We start from the raw sequence: 18682 nt of genomic DNA, 5'->3' as shown, positions 1-18682 counted from the left end.
AAACCGGGGTCGGACCCCCGGGCCCCCGGCCTGCCCCGGGGCGGGGGGTCCAGGGCGTCGAAGCAGCCACCCCGGGTCCTTGTCCCGCACCCGGGCCGGAAGCCGCCGCGGGCAGCCGCCCTGCTCCCGGGCCGAGGTCAGAGGCTGAGGGCGGGGCAGCCGCCCCGGTACCCCGGCCCGGGCCGGGGTGGGCGGCCGCGGGGGGCGGCCCCCCGGACCCCGGGCCCGGGGTAGGGGCGCCGGGCGTCGGGGGGGTTGCCCCCGCCCCGGGCCCCCCGGGTCGGCGCCCCGCATCGCGGTCGCAAGGCGTCGGCCCAACAGCCCCGGGCCCACAGGCACCCGGGCCCGCAGGGGCAAGCCCCTCGGCACCCGGGCCCGCAGGGGCAGGCCCCCCGGCATCCAGGCCAACAGGGGCAGGCCGCCCGGACCCCGGCCCCGCAGGGATGGGCACCCCGGCGCCTGGCCCCGGGAGGGGAGGCGTCCCTTCGGTCGTGGGTGGGGAGTCGGCGGGCGGGGCGGGGTCTTGGGTCATCGCGGGGGCTCGGTTTCCGGGGTGAGGAGGTCCGCGATGTCCAGGACGTGGTAGCCCCGCATCGAGGGCAGGCAGCTGCCCCGGACCGGGCCGATCACCGAGGACCACGCGGCGGGGATGGCGGCGGCCCCCGAGAGCGCGCCGGACAGGGCGCCCGCCACGGCGGCCGTGGTGTCCGCGTCGCGGCCCATGTTCACCGCGGTCAGGACGGAGGAGGAGAAGTCGCCCCCGCACGCGGCGAAGGCGCCGAAGGCCAGGCCCACCGCCTCCGGGGCCAGGTCCGTCCACGGGTAGCCGCCGATGACCACGGCCGACCGCACGGCCCGTTCGCCGCGCGGGGCGGCGGTCACGGCCCGGCGCAGGGAGCGGGCCGTCCAGGAGTCCGAGGGGATGACCGAGAGGGCGGCGGCGATCACCGAGGCCGGGGACCCGCCCGCCATGGCCGCCGCGACGCCCGCCGCGACCGCCTGGCCGCCGTAGATGCCCTCGCCGTCGTGGCTGACGCAGCCGTCGATGGCGACGAGGCGCGCCGCCTCCGCCGGGCGGCCGGCGGCGAAGACCCCGAAGGGGGCCGCCCGCATCGCCAGCCCGTCCGACCACGCGTGCCGGTGCTGCGCCGAGATCGGCGCGGCGAGGCCCCGGCGCAGGTTCTCCAGGGTGCCGCGTTCGGAGAAGCCCGCGCCCCGGAAGGGGCCCTCGTCGAGGTCGGCGATCCAGTGGTGCCAGGCCCGTTCGACGTGGGCGACGGTGAGGGCCGAGCCGTGGCGGGCCAGCAGCAGGCCCGAGAAGATCGCGTACTCCGTGTCGTCCGTGCCCGCCGGGTCGTCCGAGACGAAGCCCTCGATCCGGCCCCACTTGGCCCGGATCTCCGAGGGCTTCATGTTCTCCGCGGGCGCGCCGAGCGCGTCGCCCACCGCGAGGCCCAGCAGGGCGCCCCGGGCCCGGTCGTGCAGGACCTGCGGCCGTACCGCCGAGTCCGAGTCCGAGTCCGACTCCGAATCCGGCTCCGAGGCAGAGTCCGACTGCGATTCCGGATCCGGGCCGAGGTTCGGGCCGACATCCGGACGGACCGCCGGATAGGGCTCCGGACGTACCCGCTCCGGCCGCACCCGCTCCGTGCGGACCGGCTCCACGCGTACCTGCGGATGCGTCTGAGGATGCGACTGCGGATCGGATGCGATCAGCTCCATGGGAGCGCCTCTCCACTTGGTGGAACTCATCATGAGCCCATGGGGGATTTGTGCCATGGCATCGGGTTTGTCGGTTGCCGCGAAACACCCCGCGAACCCTCCCGTCACCCGGTCGCCGAGGCGCGAAAGCCCTGGTAAGTACGGCCTTCCTTGCTGGCGGCGTTCAAAAATCGTGCGTAGTTTCGAGGTGTTGAGGGGGAGTGGGTGCCCGCACTCGGCCCGGGCATTCCCGTGCCGAGCCCGCGCGTGCCCATTTCGCATGTAAAGGGGAGAAGAGTCATGTCCATCATCGATATCCAGGCGTCGCTGCACGAGGCCCACCGCGACAACCACACCCACCGTGACGTCAACGGCGGCTGGCTGCGCCCGGCCGTCTTCGGCGCCATGGACGGACTGGTCTCCAACCTCGCCCTGATGACCGGCGTGGCGGGCGGCGCGGTCGCCACGCAGACCATCGTCATCACCGGGCTCGCGGGTCTGGCCGCCGGAGCCTTCTCGATGGCGGCGGGCGAGTACACCTCGGTGGCCTCCCAGCGCGAACTGGTCCTCGCCGAGCTGGACATCGAGCGTCAGCAGCTGCGCAAGCACCCCATCGACGAGATGGAGGAGCTGGCCGAGCTGTACGTCTCGCGCGGGGTCGAGCCCGCCCTCGCCCGCGAGGTCGCGATGCAGCTCTCCCGCGACCCGGAGCAGGCGCTGGAGATCCACGCCCGCGAGGAGCTGGGCATCGACCCGGACGACCTGCCGTCCCCGCTGGTCGCGGCGGTGTCCTCGTTCGGGGCCTTCTCGCTGGGCGCGCTGCTCCCCGTACTGCCGTACCTGCTCGGCGCGACCACGCTGTGGCCCGCGGTGCTGCTGGCGCTGGTGGGGCTGTTCCTGTGCGGGGCCGTGGTGTCCCGGGTCACCGCGCGGTCGTGGTGGTACAGCGGTCTGCGGCAGCTGCTCCTGGGTGGCGCGGCGGCGGGTGTGACGTACATCCTGGGCACGTGGATCGGCAGCGCCATAGGCTGACCGCTCGAAGAGTGAGACACTATGCAGAGAGCGACATAAGTAGTTCATTACCCGGCGGTTTCGATCGTATGTCCGGCGGGCATGAGGTGTAGGGCACGTGGGCAATGATGCCCAGCCCTCACCGGGACCCCCGCCCCGCGCATTCGCCTGCGAGGGTCCCCCTCCTTTCTCCTTCGTGAAGTGTCCGCATGCTGGAACGCCGTATCCGCTTCTCGGGATAGCCGTCATCATGTAACCTGCACGAAATTTCGCAGAGGGCCAACGTCGTCCCTCGGCTATGCATATGCCACGACGACGACGGGAGTCCCGATGCGTTCCGCATCCACGCACTCCGCGACCGGCCCCAGCACCACCGCCTGGTCGCCCATGGACGGTCGCCCCGCCCAGCAGGGCATGTACGACCCGCGCAACGAGCACGACGCCTGCGGCGTCGGCTTCGTGGCGAACCTCACCGGCGAGGCCAGCCACACGCTGGTCGAGCAGGCGCTGACCGTACTGCGGAACCTCGAGCACCGCGGCGCCACCGGCTCCGAACCCGACTCCGGTGACGGAGCGGGCATCCTCTGCCAGGTCCCCGACGCGTTCCTGCGCGAGGTGGCCGGATTCGACCTTCCCGAGGCCGGGGCGTACGCCGTCGGCATCGCCTTCCTCCCCGCCGACGGCACCGCACAGGCCGTCGCCGCGAAGCGGATCGAGGCCATCGCCGCCGAGGAGCACCTCACCGTGCTCGGCTGGCGCGAGGTCCCCGTCGCCCCCGACCTGCTCGGCAACGGCGCCCGCGCCACCATGCCCGCCTTCTCGCAGCTGTTCGTCACCGGGGGCACCTCCGGGACGGAGTCCGGGGCGGCGAGCACCGGCATCGAGCTGGACCGCAAGGCGTTCGTGCTGCGCAAGCGCGCCGAGCGCGAGGCCGGGGTGTATTTCCCCTCGCTCTCCGCCCGCACCATCGTCTACAAGGGCATGCTGACCACCGGCCAGCTGGAGCCCTTCTTCCCGGACCTCTCCGACCGCCGCTTCGCCTCGACGCTGGCCCTGGTCCACTCGCGGTTCTCGACGAACACCTTCCCGTCCTGGCCGCTGGCCCACCCGTACCGCTTCGTCGCGCACAACGGCGAGATCAACACGGTCAAGGGCAACCGGAACTGGATGAAGGCCCGCGAGTCCCAGCTGGCCTCCGGGGCCTTCGGCGAGGGCGCGCTGGAGCGGATCTTCCCGATCTGCACCCCCGACGCCTCCGACTCGGCGTCCTTCGACGAGGTCCTGGAGCTGCTCCACCTCGGCGGCCGTTCGCTCCCGCACAGCGTGCTGATGATGATCCCCGAGGCGTGGGAGAACCACACCTCGATGCACCCCGACCGCCGCGCGTTCTACCAGTACCACTCCACGCTGATGGAGCCCTGGGACGGCCCGGCCTGCGTCACCTTCACCGACGGCACCCAGGTCGGCGCGGTCCTCGACCGCAACGGTCTGCGCCCCGGCCGCTACTGGGTCACCGACGACGGCCTCGTCGTCCTCGGCTCCGAGGTCGGCGTCCTCGACATCGACCCGGCCAAGGTCGTCCGCAAGGGCCGCCTCCAGCCCGGCAAGATGTTCCTCGTCGACACCGCCCAGAAGCGGATCATCGAAGACGACGAGATCAAGGCCGAACTGGCGGGCGCCGCGCCGTACGCCGAGTGGCTCGAAGCCGGTGAGATCGAGCTGGAGGACCTCCCCGAGCGCGAGCACATCGTGCACACCCACGCCTCGGTCACCCGGCGCCAGCAGACCTTCGGTTACACCGAGGAAGAGCTGAAGATCATCCTGGCCCCGATGGCCCGTACCGGCGGCGAGCCGCTCGGCTCCATGGGTACGGACTCCCCGATCGCGGCCCTGTCCGAGCGCCCCCGGCTGCTCTTCGACTACTTCACCCAGCTCTTCGCACAGGTCACCAACCCGCCGCTGGACGCCATCCGCGAGGAGCTCGTCACCTCGCTGCTGTCCTCCCTGGGCCCCGAGGGCAACCTGCTGGAGCCGACCTCCGCGTCGTGCCGCAGCGTCACCCTGCCCTTCCCGGTGATCGACAACGACGAGCTGGCCAAGCTCGTCCACATCAACGCCGACGGCAACATGTCGGGCATGAAGGCCGCCACCCTCTCGGGCCTGTACCGCGTCTCGGGCGGCGGCGAGGCCCTCGCCGCGCGGATCCAGGAGATCCGCGCCGAGGCCGACGCCGCCATCGAGAACGGCGCCCGCCTGATCGTCCTGTCGGACCGGCACTCCGACGCCGAGCACGCGCCGATCCCCTCGCTGCTGCTCACCTCCGCCGTGCACCACCACCTCATCGCCACCAAGCAGCGCACCCAGGTGGGCCTGCTGATAGAGGCCGGTGACGTCCGCGAGGTCCACCACGTCGCCCTGCTCATCGGCTACGGCGCGGCCGCGGTCAACCCGTACCTGGCCATGGAGTCGGTCGAGGACCTGCTGCGCGCGGGCACCTTCCTCTCGGGCCTGGAGCCCGAGCAGGCCATCCGGAACCTGATCTACGCGCTCGGCAAGGGCGTCCTGAAGGTCATGTCCAAGATGGGCATCTCCACCGTCGCCTCCTACCGCGGGGCCCAGGTCTTCGAGGCCATCGGCCTCAACGAGGACTTCGTCGGTACGTACTTCAGCGGCACCGCCACCAAGATCGGCGGCGCCGGTCTGGACGTCATCGCCAAGGAGGTGGCCGCGCGCCACGCCAAGGCGTACCCGGCCTCCGGCATCGCCCCGGCGCACCGCGCGCTGGACATCGGCGGCGAGTACCAGTGGCGCCGCGAGGGCGAGCCGCACCTGTTCGACCCGGACACGGTCTTCCGCCTCCAGCACGCCACCCGCAACCGGCGCTACGACATCTTCAAGCAGTACACGGACCGGGTGAACGAGCAGTCCGAGCGGCTCATGACGCTCCGCGGCCTCTTCGGCTTCAAGACGAGCGGGAACGGCGCGAGCGAGGGGACCGGGGCCCGCCCGTCGATCTCCATCGACGAGGTCGAGTCGGTCGCCGACATCGTCAAGCGCTTCTCCACCGGCGCCATGTCGTACGGCTCCATCTCGATGGAGGCGCACGAGACGCTCGCCATCGCCATGAACCAGCTGGGCGCCAAGTCCAACACCGGTGAGGGCGGCGAGGACGCGGACCGCCTGTACGACCCGGCCCGCCGCTCGGCGATCAAGCAGGTCGCCTCCGGCCGCTTCGGCGTCACCAGCGAGTACCTGGTCAACGCGGACGACATCCAGATCAAGATGGCGCAGGGCGCCAAGCCTGGCGAGGGCGGGCAGCTGCCCGGCCACAAGGTCTACCCGTGGGTCGCCAAGACCCGGCACTCCACCCCGGGCGTCGGCCTGATCTCCCCGCCGCCGCACCACGACATCTACTCCATCGAGGACCTGGCTCAGCTGATCCACGACCTCAAGAACGCCAACCCGGCGGCCCGCATCCACGTGAAGCTGGTATCCGAGGTCGGCGTCGGGACCGTCGCCGCGGGCGTCTCCAAGGCCCACGCGGACGTCGTCCTCATCTCCGGCCACGACGGCGGCACGGGCGCCTCCCCGCTCACCTCGCTCAAGCACGCGGGCGGCCCCTGGGAGCTGGGCCTCGCCGAGACCCAGCAGACGCTGCTGCTCAACGGCCTGCGCGACCGCATCGTCGTCCAGACCGACGGCCAGCTGAAGACCGGCCGCGACGTCATCATCGCCGCGCTGCTCGGCGCCGAGGAGTTCGGTTTCGCGACCGCGCCGCTCGTCGTCTCCGGCTGCGTCATGATGCGCGTCTGCCACCTCGACACCTGCCCCGTCGGCATCGCCACGCAGAATCCGGTGCTGCGCGACCGGTTCTCCGGCAAGCCCGAATTCGTCGTGAACTTCTTCGAGTTCATCGCGGAGGAGGTGCGCGAGCTGCTCGCCGAGCTGGGCTTCCGTACGATCGAGGAGGCCGTCGGCCACGCCGAACTCCTCGACACCACCAAGGCCGTCGCGCACTGGAAGGCCCAGGGCCTCGACCTGGACCCGCTCTTCCACGTGCCCGCGCTGCCCGAGGGCGCGGTGCGCCACGCCGTCATCGAGCAGGACCACGGTCTGGCCAAGGCCCTGGACAACGAGCTGATCCGGCTGTCCGCCGACGCGCTGAACGCTCCGAGCGCCGAAGCCGCCCAGCCGGTCCGCGCCCAGGTCGCGATCCGCAACATCAACCGGACCGTCGGCACCATGCTCGGCCACGAGGTCACCAAGCGGTTCGGCGGCGCGGGCCTGCCCGACGACACGATCGACCTCACCTTCACGGGTTCGGCCGGTCAGTCCTTCGGCGCCTTCCTGCCGCGCGGCATCACGCTGCGCCTGGAGGGCGACGCCAACGACTACGTCGGCAAGGGCCTCTCCGGCGGCCGGGTCGTGGTCCGCCCCGACCGCGGCGCCGACCACCTGGCCGAGTACTCGGTCATCGCGGGCAACACCATCGGCTACGGCGCGACCGGAGGCGAGATGTTCCTGCGCGGCCGCACCGGCGAGCGCTTCTGCGTCCGCAACTCCGGCGCGCTGGTCGTCTCGGAGGGCGTGGGCGACCACGGCTGCGAGTACATGACCGGTGGCCAGGCCGTGGTGCTCGGCGAGACCGGCCGCAACTTCGCGGCGGGCATGTCGGGCGGTGTCGCGTACGTCATCGACCTGGACCCCTGCAACGTCAACGTCGGCAACGCGGGCGCGGTCGAGACGACCCTGTCCGACGCCGACAAGCAGTGGCTGCACGATGTGGTGCGCCGCCACCAGGAGGAGACCGGCTCGACCGTGGCCGCGAAGCTCCTCGCTGACTGGTCCGTCTCGGTGGACCGCTTCAGCAAGATCATCCCCACCACGTACAAGGCAGTGCTCGCCGCCAAGGACGCCGCTGAGCGGGCCGGACTCTCCGAGTCCGAGACCACCGAGAAGATGATGGAGGCGGCGACCAATGGCTGACCCGAAGGGCTTCCTCACCACCCCCCGCGAGACCGCCTGCTCCCGTCCCGTCGCCGAACGGCTGAAGGACTGGAACGAGGTCTACGTCCCCGGCTCGCTGCTGCCGATCATCAGCAAGCAGGCCGGCCGCTGTATGGACTGCGGCATCCCGTTCTGCCACAACGGCTGCCCGCTCGGGAACCTCATCCCGGAGTGGAACGACTTCGCGTACCGCGAGGACTGGACCGCCGCCGCCGAGCGCCTGCACGCCACGAACAACTTCCCGGAGTTCACCGGGCGGCTGTGCCCGGCGCCGTGCGAGTCGGCGTGCGTACTGGGCATCAACCAGCCCGCCGTGACCATCAAGAACGTCGAAGTCTCGATCATCGATCAGGCGTGGGACAACGGCGACGTCACCCCGCAGCCCCCGGACCGCCTGTCCGGCAAGACCGTCGCCGTTATCGGCTCGGGCCCGGCCGGTCTGGCCGCCGCCCAGCAGCTGACGCGAGCCGGTCACACGGTCGCGGTGTACGAGCGCGCCGACCGCATCGGCGGCCTGCTGCGTTACGGCATCCCCGAGTTCAAGATGGAGAAGGTGCACATCAACCGCCGCATCGAGCAGATGCGCGCGGAGGGCACCAAGTTCCGTACGGGCGTCGAGGTCGGCCGGGACATCCCGGCCGACGGCCTGCGCCGCCGCTACGACGCCGTCGTCATCGCGGCCGGTGCCACCGTCTCCCGCGACCTGCCGGTCCCGGGCCGAGACCTGGGCGGCATCCACTTCGCGATGGAGTACCTGCCCCTGTCGAACAAGGTGCAGGAGGGCGACTTCGTGGCGCCCCCCATCACCGCCGAGGGCAAGCACGTCGTCGTCATCGGCGGCGGCGACACCGGCGCGGACTGCGTGGGCACCGCCCACCGGCAGGGCGCGGCCTCCGTCACGCAGCTGGAGATCATGCCGCGTCCGTCGGAGGACCGCGCCGCCGGTCAGCCGTGGCCGACGTTCCCCATGCTGTACAAGGTGACCTCGGCCCACGAGGAGGGCGGCGAGCGGATCTACTCCGTTTCCACGACCCACTTCGAGGGCGACGAGAACGGCAACGTGCAGTCGCTGCACCTGGTCGAGGTCGACTTCATCGAGGGCAAGCTCACGCAGAAGGCGGGGACCGAGCGCGTCATCCCGGCGCAGCTGGTCACCCTCGCGATGGGCTTCACCGGCACCGACCAGGCCAACGGCCTGGTGGAGCAGTTCGGCGTGGAGCTGGACGCGCGCGGCAACGTCGCGCGGGACGCGTCGTACGCCACCAACGTCGACGGCGTCTTCGTCGCGGGCGACGCGGGCCGCGGCCAGTCCCTGATCGTCTGGGCCATCGCCGAGGGCCGCGCCGCGGCCCGAGGCGTGGACCGCTTCCTGACGGGCGCGAGCACCCTCCCGTACCCGGTCAAGCCGACGGACCGCTCGCTGATGGTGTAGCCGTCGCGACACCACCCCTCATACGGTCCGTACAACGGCGTACGGAACTCTGACACGGCACCCGCCAGTCCCCGACCAGGGAGGCGGGTGCTGTGGCGTGTGGGGAGCGGGCGGGGGCCTCAGCTCGGCGGGAACTCGTAGCGCAGCTCGTAGAGGTGCCCCGACTTGACCATGACGGTCACCTCGACCGGGCGACGGTCGTCGCTGAACACCGTCCGCAAGGTCCGCAGCACCGGCAGGTCGCCGGGCAGACCCAGCGCGCGGTATTCCTCCTGTGTCGGGACGCGGGCCGAGACCCGGTCGACGCCCAGCCGGGGCGGGAAGCCGAGTCCGGCCAGGAGGGCGGGCGTACCGCCCTTGATCTTGCGTGCCTCGGCGAGCGCGGTGCCGCGGGCGATTTCAGACGGGTAGTAGGAGCGGACCAGTTCGGCCGGTTCGCCGTCGATCCGCATCACCTGCTGACGCAGCACTGCGAGATCACCCTCTTGGAGCCCGAGGGCGGTGGCGACATCGGCGGGTGGTGCCACCTCGCGTACCTCCACGAACGTGCTGACCGCGTGGGCCCCGGGTCCGGCGGCGTCGGCGAGCCATGGGTAGGGCTCGTCCGCCGCCGCGAGGGCGAGGGAGGCCGCAGGGCGGATCGTCCGCTGCCGGTGCTCCCGTACGGTCACTGCCGAACCGGCGCGCCCTACGACGAGCCCCTCGTCCTTGAGCAGTCCCAACGCCTTCTGGATGGTTGCGCTCGATGCGTCGAACCGCGCCTTCAGCAGGATGGTGGAGGGCAGCCTGGCACCTGGAGCCAGCTCGCCGTTCATGACCTCGTCGCGGAGGTCGGCGGCGATGCGGACGTGCAGCGGGCGTGGGTCGAAGGGCGGTTCCTCGGGGCTGGGCAACGTCATCCGATCCTGGTCTCGTAGCGCAACTGCCCGCGATGGGCCGGCATGACCATCACATCACCCTGGATGGGCCGGTCGGCCGCGTCCAGGGTGACCCGGGACAGGAGCAGAACCGGCTCACCGGGTTCGATGTGCAGGTGCCCGCATTCCTCGTCGCTTGCCAGCCGCGCCGTGACCTCTTCCACGGCACGTACACCCACGTGCCCCAGCTCGGCGAGCAGAGTGACCGCTCCGCCACGGATCTTCGCCGTGGCCGCGAGCGGGGTGCCGACCGCGAACGCCGCGGGGTAGTAGGTGTCCGTCAACTCGCAAGGAAACCCGTCCAGTTCGACGATCCGCCGTCGCCGTACGACGGCCTCTCCCGCGGGGACGCGGAGCATTCGCGCGATGTCCTCTGAGGCGGGTTGCTCCCCGGCGTACAGGATCCGCTGCCCGCCCCAGTGGCCCCGGGCCGCCGCCTCGGCGGTCCACGCGTCCGGCTCACCCTCGGCGCGAGGGGTCAAGTACGGCATTGACTTACTGGTCCACTGGCCTTCGCTCATGCTGCCCTCCGGGCCCCTGTCCCCTGTTCGGCATTGCGGGTCCCACGGTATGCGACGGGTGCGCGTGCTGACGGCCCGGCTGGGAAGCGAGGACCTGGGGTCGCTGGTCCGTGCCACGCACGAGCGCGGGTTGTGGGGGGAGTTCCTGCCCCTGGTGGAGCTGATGGACGACTCGGCCAAGCAGCGGATCTTCGACCTGCCCGCGTTCCAGGACCAGGCGGGTAGTTAGCCGCCCGCCGCGGCCTCGCCGGGGCTCCGGGAGGCCGCGGCACCTGTATACACAGCGTCATGTCGCGTGTCATGCCCACTGCCGTGCCCGTGCCCGTGCCCGTGCCCCCGCCCTCCCGCTCCGTGCCCGCGCGTACCGCCGCGCGCCGTCTCCTGGCCTCCGCCTGCGGCGCCGCGCTCGCGCTGACCGCCCTCACCGCGTTCACCGTCCCGGCGCCCGCCGCCGCCGATGCCGGGCGCGCCTTCGACTACCGGGGCCTGCGCTTCACCATCCCCGCGAGCTGGCGGATCGTCGACCTCGACCGCGATCCTGAGGCCTGTCTGCGCCTGGACGTGCCCACGCTGTACGTCGGCCACGCGGGCCGGCAGGGCGACTGCGCGGGCCGGGCGGCCGCGCCCCGCGCCGACACCCTGCACCTGGAGCCGGTCCAGGGGGCCCCGCCGCGCGCCGACATCCCCACCATCGGGGTACCGGTGGGCACCGCCCTGCCCGTCAACGACCCGGGGGCGCCCAGCAACGAGGTGCGCTACGCCCTCGCCCAGGCCGGGGTGATGGCCACCGTCTCGTACGCGGAGACCTCGGCCACCGTCCGCGCGGTGATCCGGGGTGCCCGCCGGGTCGGCGCCCCCGCCACCCGCCCGGTGGTGCCCCCGGCCGGACATCCCGGACCGGCCGGACCGGCCGGACCCGCCGGACCCGCTGGACACCCCGGACCCGCCGCGCCCTCCGCCCCCACCACCCGGACCCGGGTCGTTCCCGGCCGTTACACCGGCCCCGGGTTCGACGCCTGCACCGCGCCCGGCCAGGCCACCATGGACGGCTGGTGGTCCGACTCCCCGTTCGGCGCCGTCGGCATCTACATCGGCGGCGGCTCCCGGGCCTGCGCCCAGCCCCAGCTCACCGCCGACTGGATCCGGCGGCAGTCCGCCGCGGGCTGGCACCTGATGCCGATCTGGGTGGGGCGCCAGCCCTGGCCCAGCTCCGGCACCGGGCTGTCCGCCGACCCGGTGACGGCCGCCGCCCAGGGTCGTACGGCCGCCGAGGGAGCGGTCGCCGCCGCCCGGTCCCTGGGGCTGGGGCCGGGCACCGTCCTCTACAACGACCTGGAGAACTACACCGACCGCGACACCTGGGACGCGCCGGTCGTCGCCCACGTCCGCGCCTGGACCGAGCGGCTGCACGCGCTGGGCTACCGCGCCGCCGCCTACCTCGCCGCCGGGTCGGGCATGAAGGCCCTGAGCGCCGAGTACGGCCGTACCGGCCGCGCGGTGCCCGACGTCGTCTGGGCGGCGGCCTGGAACGGCCACGCCGGGGCCACCGACTCCGACATGGGCCTGCCCTCCGGCACCGACCGCTGGACCGGGCGGCGCCGCGCCCACCAGTACCAGGGCGACCACGACGAGACCCACGACGAGGTCACGATCAACATCGACCGCAACTGGGTCGACGTCGACCCCGCCTCACTCCTCGCGGACGGGCTCGTCGTCGTTCCCGCGGCGGAGCGTGCGCAGCCCACCGTCCGGGGTCCAGGCGCGCACCACCAGGTCGTCCCCGTCGACGGCGACGCCCACCACCTCGGTCAGCTCCGCCCGGAACAGGTGGAAGGGCCGCGGCGTCTCCCCTGACTCCTCGGCGAAGCGGTGCAGCTCGGGCGGGTCCACGATCTCCACGGCCCGCCCGGAGATCCGTACGTCCCCGTCGGGCATCGTGTCGTCCGGCCCCGGATTGCCGTACAGCGCGAACCGCGGATCGCGCCGCAGGTCCAGGGCCTTGCGGGAGCCCGGCATCATCCCGAGCCACAGCTCGCCGCCCCGGAAGGTGAGGTTCAGTCCGGTCAGCCGGGGTGAACCGTCCTTGCGGAGGGTCGCGAGGACGTGGTGCGGGTACTGACCGAAGCGGGCCCGGACCGCCTCGGCGAACTCCGGCGCGGCGTGGGCGAAGTGCTCCCAGTGGTTCGTCGTCATGCCCCCATGAAACCGCCTGCCCCCGGCCCCGGCCCCTCAGGCGCGCACGATGCCCGCCCGCGATGCCCGCCCGCGCGTCCGCCCTCAGTCGCGCACGATGCCCGCCGCGCGCGCCGCCGCCAGCCAGGACGGGAACTCCGCCACCAGCCGGTCGTACAGCTCCCCGTCCGCCACCGCCCGAGGATCCTCCCCGGCGTGGAAGTACCCCGCGTTGTCGACCACCCGCGCCGCCGGTACCGGCAGTTCGTCCAGCCTGCGCAGGAAGTCGAACTGCGTGCTGCGGGTGTTCCCGAAGCCGACGAACTGCCAGAAGAGCGGCATCCCGGCCGCCTTGCACAGGTACCGCTCCGCCGCGAGCTTGTTCACCGGGCCGCCGTCGGTCTGGAAGACGACGAGCGCGGGCGCCGTCGACCCGCTGTCGAGGTAGTGGTCGATGACCGCGTCCATCGCCGCGTGGTAGGACGTCTTGCCCATGTGCCCCAGCCGCGCGACGATCCGCTCCACCTCGCCCGCGTGACGGCTCAGCGAGATCTCCGCGACGGCGTCCACGTCGGTGGAGAAGAGGACCACCGGGATCCGGCCGTCGTCGTCCAGATGGGCCGAGAGCCCGAGCACCCGGTCCGCGAAGGCCTGTACGGTGCCGTCCTTGTAGTACGGGCGCATCGAGCCCGAGTGGTCCAGCACCAGGTAGACGGCGGCGCGCCGGCCCTCCAGGCCGTGCTTGCGCAACGAGACCCCGGCGCTCTTGTACAGGCTCACGAGCGCCGGAGCGGTTTCTTCCATCGTGCGGAGGCTGGTCGCGCTGCCGGTCATGGGCCCGAGGGTACGTCAGCGGGCCCCCGCCAGACCTAGCCGTGCGGCCAGCCGTTCCCGGTGCGCGGCCGGGCCGCCGAACAGCCTCGCCGCGCCGTGGGCGCGCTTGAAGTGCAGGTGCGACTCGTGCTCCCAGGTGATCCCGGTCCCGCCGTGCAGCTGGATCATCTCCCCGGCCACCAGGGAGTACGCCTCCCCGCACGCCGAACCGGCCGCCGCCGCCAGCCCCGGCGCGCCGCCGCCGTCCGTCGCGTGCGCGTCCGCCGCCGCGAGGGCGAGCGTACGGCCGTTCTCCACGGCGGCGTACAGATCGGCCAGCCGGTGCTTGACCGCCTGGAACGAGCCGATCGGGCGGCCGAACTGGAACCGCTGCTTCGCGTGCGCGACCGTCACCTGCAGGGCCCGCGCCGCCGCCCCGGCCTGCTCGGCGGCCAGCGCGGTGACGCCCAGGTCGCGGACCCGGGCCAGGATCCGCTCCCCGTCGCCCTCGACGCCCACCAGCTCGGCCGGGGTCCGGTCCAGGGCGAGCTCCGCGAGCGGCCGGGTCAGGTCCATGGTCGACCGGACCCGCCAGGCGGCGGGCGGCGCGGTGAGCCGGAACAGGGACAGGGGGAGCACCCCGCCCGCGCCGCGCCGCCCGGATCCGGCGGCGCGGGCGAAGACGAGCACGACCGAGGGGAGTTCGCCGCCGAGCCCCGCCAGGACGTACTCCTTGGCTCCGTTCAGCAGCCAGCCCCCAGCCGGGTCCCGCCGCGCCCGCGCGGCCAGCGCCGACGGCTCCCAGCTCCCGCCCTCCGCCCAGGCCAGCGCCCCGACCGCCGACCCCTCCGCCAGCCCGGGCAGCAGCCGCGCGCACGCCTTCGGGTCCCCGGCCGCCAGCAGCGCTCCCACGGTCAGCACCGCCGAGCCGAGGAACGGTACGGGGCTCAGTACGCGCCCCAGCTCGGCCGCCACCACACCCAGCTCGACCGCGCCGCAGCCCAGCCCGCCGTACTCCTCCGGGACCGCCAGCGCCGCCACGCCCACCTGCCCGGCCAGCGGAGCCCAGGCCCGCGTGCCCCGGTGCCGGGCGAGCACCGACCGTACGGCCGCGCCCAGTTCGCGCTGCTCCCGGGTCCACTCCAGCGCCCTCACGCCCGCTCCTCCCGTCCGCCCGAGGCGTGCTCACCCGAGGCCCGCCGGTCCGAGGCGTGCCCGCCCAGGGCGTGCCCGTCTCCGGTGGTCGCGGCCGGCTCCCCGCGCGCGGCGCGCCGCAGCGGGGCTTTGCGCAGTTTGCCGCCCGCGTTGCGCGGCAGCTCCGCCACCGTCGTGAACCGCCGGGGCACCTTGAAGTTGGCCAGCCGTTCCCGGGCCCAGGCGGTCAGTTCCGCCGCCGTGACCGGCGCGGTGGTGACGACGAACGCCACGCAGACCTCCCCGAGCCGTTCGTCGGGGGCGCCCACCACCGCCGCGTCCGTGATCGCGGGGTGGGTCAGCAGCACCTGTTCCACCTCCGCCGGGTAGGCGTTGAACCCGCCGACCACGTACATGTCCTTGAGCCGGTCGGTGATCGCCAGGTAGCCCCGCGCGTCCAGCACCCCGATGTCCCCGGTGCGCAGCCAGCCGTCCGCCGACACCGCCTCGGCCGTCGCGGCCGGATCGTCGAGGTAGCCGGTGCTCACGTGGTAGCCGCGCACCTGTACCTCGCCCGCTTCCCCGGAGGGCAGCACCCGCCCCAGCGGATCGGTGATCCGTACCTCCGTGTCCGGCAGCGGCGGCCCGACCGTGTGGGCGAGGGTCCAGGCGTCCGCGTCCGTCGGGCAGACGGAGACGACGCCACCGGACTCGGTGAGCCCGTACGCCGTGAACACGTCCGGAGCCCCCAGTTCCGTCCGGATCCGCTCGACCAGCGAGGTGGGCACGGCGGCCGCCCCGGTACCGGCCAGGCGCAGCGCGGACAGGTCGTACGCCGCCCGGTCGGGGTGTGCGATCAGCCCGTGGAAGACGGTCGGCGGGCCCATCAGGCAGCTGACCCGCTCGTCGGCCATCCGGCGCAGGACGCGGTCGGTGTCGTAGACCGCCTCGGGGAGCATGGTGACCCCGCGCAGCAGGCAGGCGAGCACGCCCGCCTTGTAGCCGAAGGTGTGGAAGAAGGGGTTGACCAGCAGGTAGCGGTCCCCGGGGCGCAGGGTGACCAGCCGGGACCAGGAATCGTAGAGGCGCACGCTCTGGCCGTGGGTGGTCATCACACCCTTGGAGCGGCCGGTGGTGCCCGAGGTGTAGAGGATGTCGCTGAGGTCCCCGGGGCGTACGGCGGCCAGCCGGGCCAGCCGTTCCACCTCCGGCACCGTGTCCCCGGCGCGCAGGTACGCCGCCCAGTCGTGCACCGGCTGCTCGTGCACCGGCTGCTCGTGCACCGGCTGCTCGTGCACCGGCCGCCCGTGCACCGGCCGCCCGTCCGCCGTCGTGGCGTCACCGCCGCGCAGGACCACCGTCGAGGCGAGCGCGCCGAGGTCCTCGCCGGATCCGTGCAGGGCGGCGACGTAGTCGGTGCCGAGGAAGCCGCGTTCGGTGAACAGGACGCGGGCGCCGCTGCGCCGGATGACGTCGGCCGCCTCGGCGGGTTTGTAGCGGGTGTTGACCGGGACGAGGACCGCGCCCACCCCGGCCGCGCCGAGGGCGGCGGTGATCCACCGGCGGCTGTTGGGTGCCCAGACGGCGACCCGGTCGCCGGGCCGGATGCCGTGCGCGACGGCGGCGCGGGCGGCCGAGGCGATCTCGGCCGCCAGCTCGGTGAAGGTCCAGCGGACCTCCCCGTCGGCGAGCGCCTCGCGCTCGCCGTGGACGGCCGCCGCCCACTCGGGCAGCTGGGCCAGGGTGGCGGGAGGCGCTTGTGATGGCGGCTCCGTGTCCCTGGACCCGCCGCTGATCTGCTTCTGTCCGGCGCGTACGTCGTCCAGCTGGCCCCGGATCCGCGCGGTCGGCCAGTTCGCCGTCAACGTCCTCGCGGCGGACCAGCGGGACCTGTGCCGCCGGTTCGCGGTGACCGGCGGTGACAAGTTCGCGGACGTGCCCTGGCGGCCGGGCGGGAACGGCGCGCCCCTGCTCGACGGGGTCCTCGCGAGCGTCGAGTGCGCACTGGAGGGCGTACTGGACGGGGGTGACCACGCGATCGTGCTCGGCCGGGTCACCGCGCTGGCCGCGCACCGATGGGCGGCCCCGCTGCTCTACTTCCGGCGCGCCTACGGGGTGTTGCCGGGAGTTCCCCCGGGCGAACCGGCCGAACCCGCGCGGGCCCGCGCCGCCTCCAGTTCCTCGATGTCGTCGAGCATGGCGGCGGCCAGGTCGCGCTCGGAGGCGTAGTACCGCTCGGCCCACTTGAGGGTCAGTGCCGGGTAGGCCCAGGCCGCCTCGTCCCGGGCGCCCTCGGCGTCGGCGACCGCCCGGCGGCGCATGGACTCGGCGAACTCCTGGTGGCGCGCGAGTACGTCACGCATCTGCTCGGGCTCCAGCAGGTGCCCCAGCCACAGCCGCAGCATGGGCCCGTGCTTGAGGACGGGCGGGTCGACCGGGGCCGTGCGGGCCCACTCGCGCACGGCCTCCATGCCCTCGCCGGTGATCCGGTAGACCCGCTTGTCGCGGGTCCCGGTCTCCTGGGCGACCAGGCGCGAGGAGGCGTAGCCGGCCTTCTCCAGCCGCTTCAGCTCGCTGTAGATCTGGCTGAAGGAGGGGCTCCAGTAGAAGAACTTCAGCGACCAGTCCGACCACTTCTTCAGGTCGTATCCGGACAGCTCCTCCCCGAAGGAGAGCAGCCCGAGCACCGCCCAGCTGGTTGCCGGAAGCGCGCGCCTGTTCGTCTCGTCTGCCACGGAGCGCAGTCTACGACCGGCCCCGGCCGCCCCCTTCCCCCTGCTGGGTATGCCTGCTAGAAGTATGCCTATTAGGAATATCGATCCGGACGGAGGGACCCCACCGTGAAGTTCTCGATGATCTTCGAGGCGCAGCTCGTCGACCCCACCCCCGCACGCGAACGCCAGGTCATCCACGACTGCGTCGAACAGGCCGTCCACGCCGAGGAGATGGGCTTCGACCGGATCTGGGCCGTCGAGCACCACTCCCTCACCCAGTACGCCCACATGAGCGCCTCCGAGATCTTCCTGACCTGGGTCGCCGCCCGGACCGAGCGGATCCGCATCGGCCACGGCGTGGTCACCATGCCCTTCGGCTACCAGCACCCGGTGCGCGTCGCCGAACGCGCCGCGATGCTCGACGTACTCTCCGGCGGCCGCGTCGACATCGGTGCCGGGCGCGGCGCCACCCGCCAGGAGATGTCCATGTACGGGGTGCGGCCCGAGGACACCCACCCGCAGATGGAGGAGGCCCTGCGGATCTTCGCCTCCGCCTGGAAGGAGGAGACCTTCGAGTGGCACGGCTCGATCGACATCGGGCCCGGCGCGGTCCTGCCCCGCCCGGTCCAGGACCCGCACCCGCCGCTCTTCATGGCCTGCTCCAAGCACGACAGCCTGGCCCGCGCCGCCGAACTCGGCATCGGCGCCCTGGTGATGGGCTTCGCGGGCGCCGACGACGTCCGCGCGATGCGCAAGGTCTACGACGAGGCCATCGCCGGCCGCGACGGCGGACGCTTCGTCTCCGACCGGGTCAACGACCACTTCTCCGCCCTGTGCCCCACCATCGTCCTCGACGACGCCGAGCGCGCCCTGCGCCTGGGCACCCGGGGCCAGCGGTTCTTCGCCGAGTCCATCGCCCACTGGTACGGCAACGCGCCCGCGCCCACCGGGTACACCGACGAGGAGAGCGCCGAGGACCACGTCGCCGCCCTGGACCGGGGCCGCGAGGAGCTCGTCGCCCGCCTCCACGAGGCGAACATCCCGGCCCGGCCCGTCGACACCGGCACCTACAACGCCGACCACGCCTACGGCAGCGCCGAGACCGCCATCGCCTACGTGGAGCGGTTGCGGGAGATCGGCGTCGACGAGGTGATGTGCCTGATCCAGATGGGTACGGTCCCGCAGGACGCCTGTATGGAGACCATCCGCCAGTGGGGCGAGAAGGTCATCCCGCACTTCCGCGCGCTGGAGGGCTGACTC

General features: G+C 72.9%; 13 protein-coding genes and 2 pseudogenes. 7 read left to right on the top strand and 8 right to left on the bottom strand.

Going from position 1 to position 18682, the window contains the following annotated elements; genetic code table 11:
* Nucleotides 1–528 precede the first annotated feature (528 nt).
* Nucleotides 529–1722, bottom strand: a complete 1194-nt coding sequence (locus QMF80_RS26700; protein ID WP_283457677.1) for an ADP-ribosylglycohydrolase family protein — start codon at nt 1720–1722, stop codon at nt 529–531.
* Between the two features lie 279 nt (nt 1723–2001).
* Between QMF80_RS26700 and QMF80_RS26695 the strand changes: the two genes are divergently transcribed.
* The 3 genes from QMF80_RS26695 (at nt 2002) to QMF80_RS26685 (ending at nt 9151) form a co-directional block, all read left to right on the top strand.
* Nucleotides 2002–2733, top strand: coding sequence for a VIT1/CCC1 transporter family protein (locus QMF80_RS26695; protein WP_283457676.1), 732 nt, complete (start codon nt 2002–2004; stop codon nt 2731–2733).
* Between the two features lie 366 nt (nt 2734–3099).
* Nucleotides 3100–7698 carry a glutamate synthase large subunit gene (gltB, locus tag QMF80_RS26690; protein WP_283457687.1) on the top strand — a complete coding sequence of 1533 codons (4599 nt, stop codon included), beginning with the start codon at nt 3100–3102 and terminating at the stop codon, nt 7696–7698.
* On the top strand, nt 7691–9151 hold the full coding sequence (locus QMF80_RS26685) for a glutamate synthase subunit beta (protein WP_283457675.1): 1461 nt from the start codon (nt 7691–7693) through the stop codon (nt 9149–9151). The genes gltB and QMF80_RS26685 overlap by 8 nt, the downstream gene beginning before the upstream one ends.
* A gap of 119 nt (nt 9152–9270) precedes the next feature.
* Here QMF80_RS26685 and QMF80_RS26680 read toward each other — a convergent pair whose 3' ends face one another.
* Nucleotides 9271–10050: a GntR family transcriptional regulator gene (locus QMF80_RS26680; RefSeq protein ID WP_283457674.1), complete on the bottom strand. Its 780-nt coding sequence runs from the start codon at nt 10048–10050 to the stop codon at nt 9271–9273.
* Complete coding sequence (locus QMF80_RS26675; protein WP_283457673.1) at nt 10047–10589, bottom strand: GntR family transcriptional regulator; 543 nt, start codon at nt 10587–10589, stop codon at nt 10047–10049. The genes QMF80_RS26680 and QMF80_RS26675 overlap by 4 nt, the downstream gene beginning before the upstream one ends.
* A 49-nt stretch (nt 10590–10638) precedes the next feature.
* On the opposite strand from QMF80_RS26675, the gene QMF80_RS26670 reads away from it, so the two are divergent.
* Both QMF80_RS26670 and QMF80_RS38115 read left to right on the top strand, forming a co-directional pair.
* A complete protein-coding gene (locus QMF80_RS26670; protein ID WP_283457672.1) occupies nt 10639–10818 on the top strand; it encodes a hypothetical protein in 180 nt (59 codons plus the stop codon).
* 59 nt (nt 10819–10877) lie between these two features.
* A pseudogene (locus QMF80_RS38115) lies at nt 10878–12251 on the top strand (DUF1906 domain-containing protein); the annotation flags it as partial.
* A gap of 27 nt (nt 12252–12278) precedes the next feature.
* Here the strand turns inward: QMF80_RS38115 and QMF80_RS26660 are convergent.
* The 4 genes from QMF80_RS26660 to QMF80_RS26645 all read right to left on the bottom strand — a co-directional run bounded on the left by QMF80_RS26660 (nt 12279) and on the right by QMF80_RS26645 (nt 16573).
* Nucleotides 12279–12782, bottom strand: a complete 504-nt coding sequence (locus tag QMF80_RS26660; protein ID WP_283457671.1) for a pyridoxamine 5'-phosphate oxidase family protein — start codon at nt 12780–12782, stop codon at nt 12279–12281.
* A gap of 84 nt (nt 12783–12866) precedes the next feature.
* Nucleotides 12867–13595, bottom strand: a complete 729-nt coding sequence (locus QMF80_RS26655) for a VWA domain-containing protein (RefSeq protein ID WP_283457670.1) — start codon at nt 13593–13595, stop codon at nt 12867–12869.
* A gap of 15 nt (nt 13596–13610) precedes the next feature.
* Nucleotides 13611–14729 (bottom strand): acyl-CoA dehydrogenase family protein, encoded by a 1119-nt coding sequence (locus QMF80_RS26650; RefSeq protein WP_283457669.1) that lies wholly within the window; start codon nt 14727–14729, stop codon nt 13611–13613.
* Nucleotides 14726–16573, bottom strand: a complete 1848-nt coding sequence (locus tag QMF80_RS26645) for an AMP-binding protein (RefSeq protein WP_283457668.1) — start codon at nt 16571–16573, stop codon at nt 14726–14728. Before QMF80_RS26645 ends, QMF80_RS26650 begins: the two co-directional genes overlap by 4 nt.
* Between QMF80_RS26645 and QMF80_RS26640 the strand changes: the two are divergent.
* A pseudogene (locus QMF80_RS26640) lies at nt 16482–16766 on the top strand (flavin reductase family protein); the annotation flags it as partial. The gene QMF80_RS26645 and the pseudogene QMF80_RS26640 sit on opposite strands and share 92 nt — an antisense overlap.
* Before the next feature lie 50 nt (nt 16767–16816).
* Here QMF80_RS26640 and QMF80_RS26635 read toward each other — a convergent pair.
* Nucleotides 16817–17443: a PadR family transcriptional regulator gene (locus QMF80_RS26635; RefSeq protein WP_283457667.1), complete on the bottom strand. Its 627-nt coding sequence runs from the start codon at nt 17441–17443 to the stop codon at nt 16817–16819.
* 105 nt (nt 17444–17548) lie between these two features.
* Between QMF80_RS26635 and QMF80_RS26630 the strand changes: the two genes are divergently transcribed.
* Nucleotides 17549–18679, top strand: a complete 1131-nt coding sequence (locus QMF80_RS26630; protein WP_283457666.1) for an LLM class flavin-dependent oxidoreductase — start codon at nt 17549–17551, stop codon at nt 18677–18679.
* Nucleotides 18680–18682: the final 3 nt, after the last annotated feature.

Origin of the sequence: Streptomyces sp. G-G2 (assembly GCF_030063135.1) — a bacterium.
In the GTDB taxonomy this organism is placed as follows: domain Bacteria; phylum Actinomycetota; class Actinomycetes; order Streptomycetales; family Streptomycetaceae; genus Streptomyces.
The sequence above is the reverse complement of the archived record's forward strand: the minus strand, read 5'-3'. Positions and strand labels throughout refer to the sequence as shown.

Excerpts from the sequence above, each read along its gene's own strand:
- QMF80_RS26700 (WP_283457677.1), bottom strand. The coding sequence starts at position 1,722 with ATGGAGCTGATCGCATCCGATCCGCAGTCGCATCCTCAGACGCATCCG.
- QMF80_RS26695 (WP_283457676.1), top strand. The coding sequence starts at position 2,002 with ATGTCCATCATCGATATCCAGGCGTCGCTGCACGAGGCCCACCGCGAC.
- gltB (WP_283457687.1), top strand. The coding sequence starts at position 3,100 with ATGGACGGTCGCCCCGCCCAGCAGGGCATGTACGACCCGCGCAACGAG.
- QMF80_RS26685 (WP_283457675.1), top strand. The coding sequence starts at position 7,691 with ATGGCTGACCCGAAGGGCTTCCTCACCACCCCCCGCGAGACCGCCTGC.
- QMF80_RS26680 (WP_283457674.1), bottom strand. The coding sequence starts at position 10,050 with ATGACGTTGCCCAGCCCCGAGGAACCGCCCTTCGACCCACGCCCGCTG.
- QMF80_RS26675 (WP_283457673.1), bottom strand. The coding sequence starts at position 10,589 with ATGAGCGAAGGCCAGTGGACCAGTAAGTCAATGCCGTACTTGACCCCT.
- QMF80_RS26670 (WP_283457672.1), top strand. The coding sequence starts at position 10,639 with ATGCGACGGGTGCGCGTGCTGACGGCCCGGCTGGGAAGCGAGGACCTG.
- QMF80_RS26660 (WP_283457671.1), bottom strand. The coding sequence starts at position 12,782 with ATGACGACGAACCACTGGGAGCACTTCGCCCACGCCGCGCCGGAGTTC.
- QMF80_RS26655 (WP_283457670.1), bottom strand. The coding sequence starts at position 13,595 with ATGACCGGCAGCGCGACCAGCCTCCGCACGATGGAAGAAACCGCTCCG.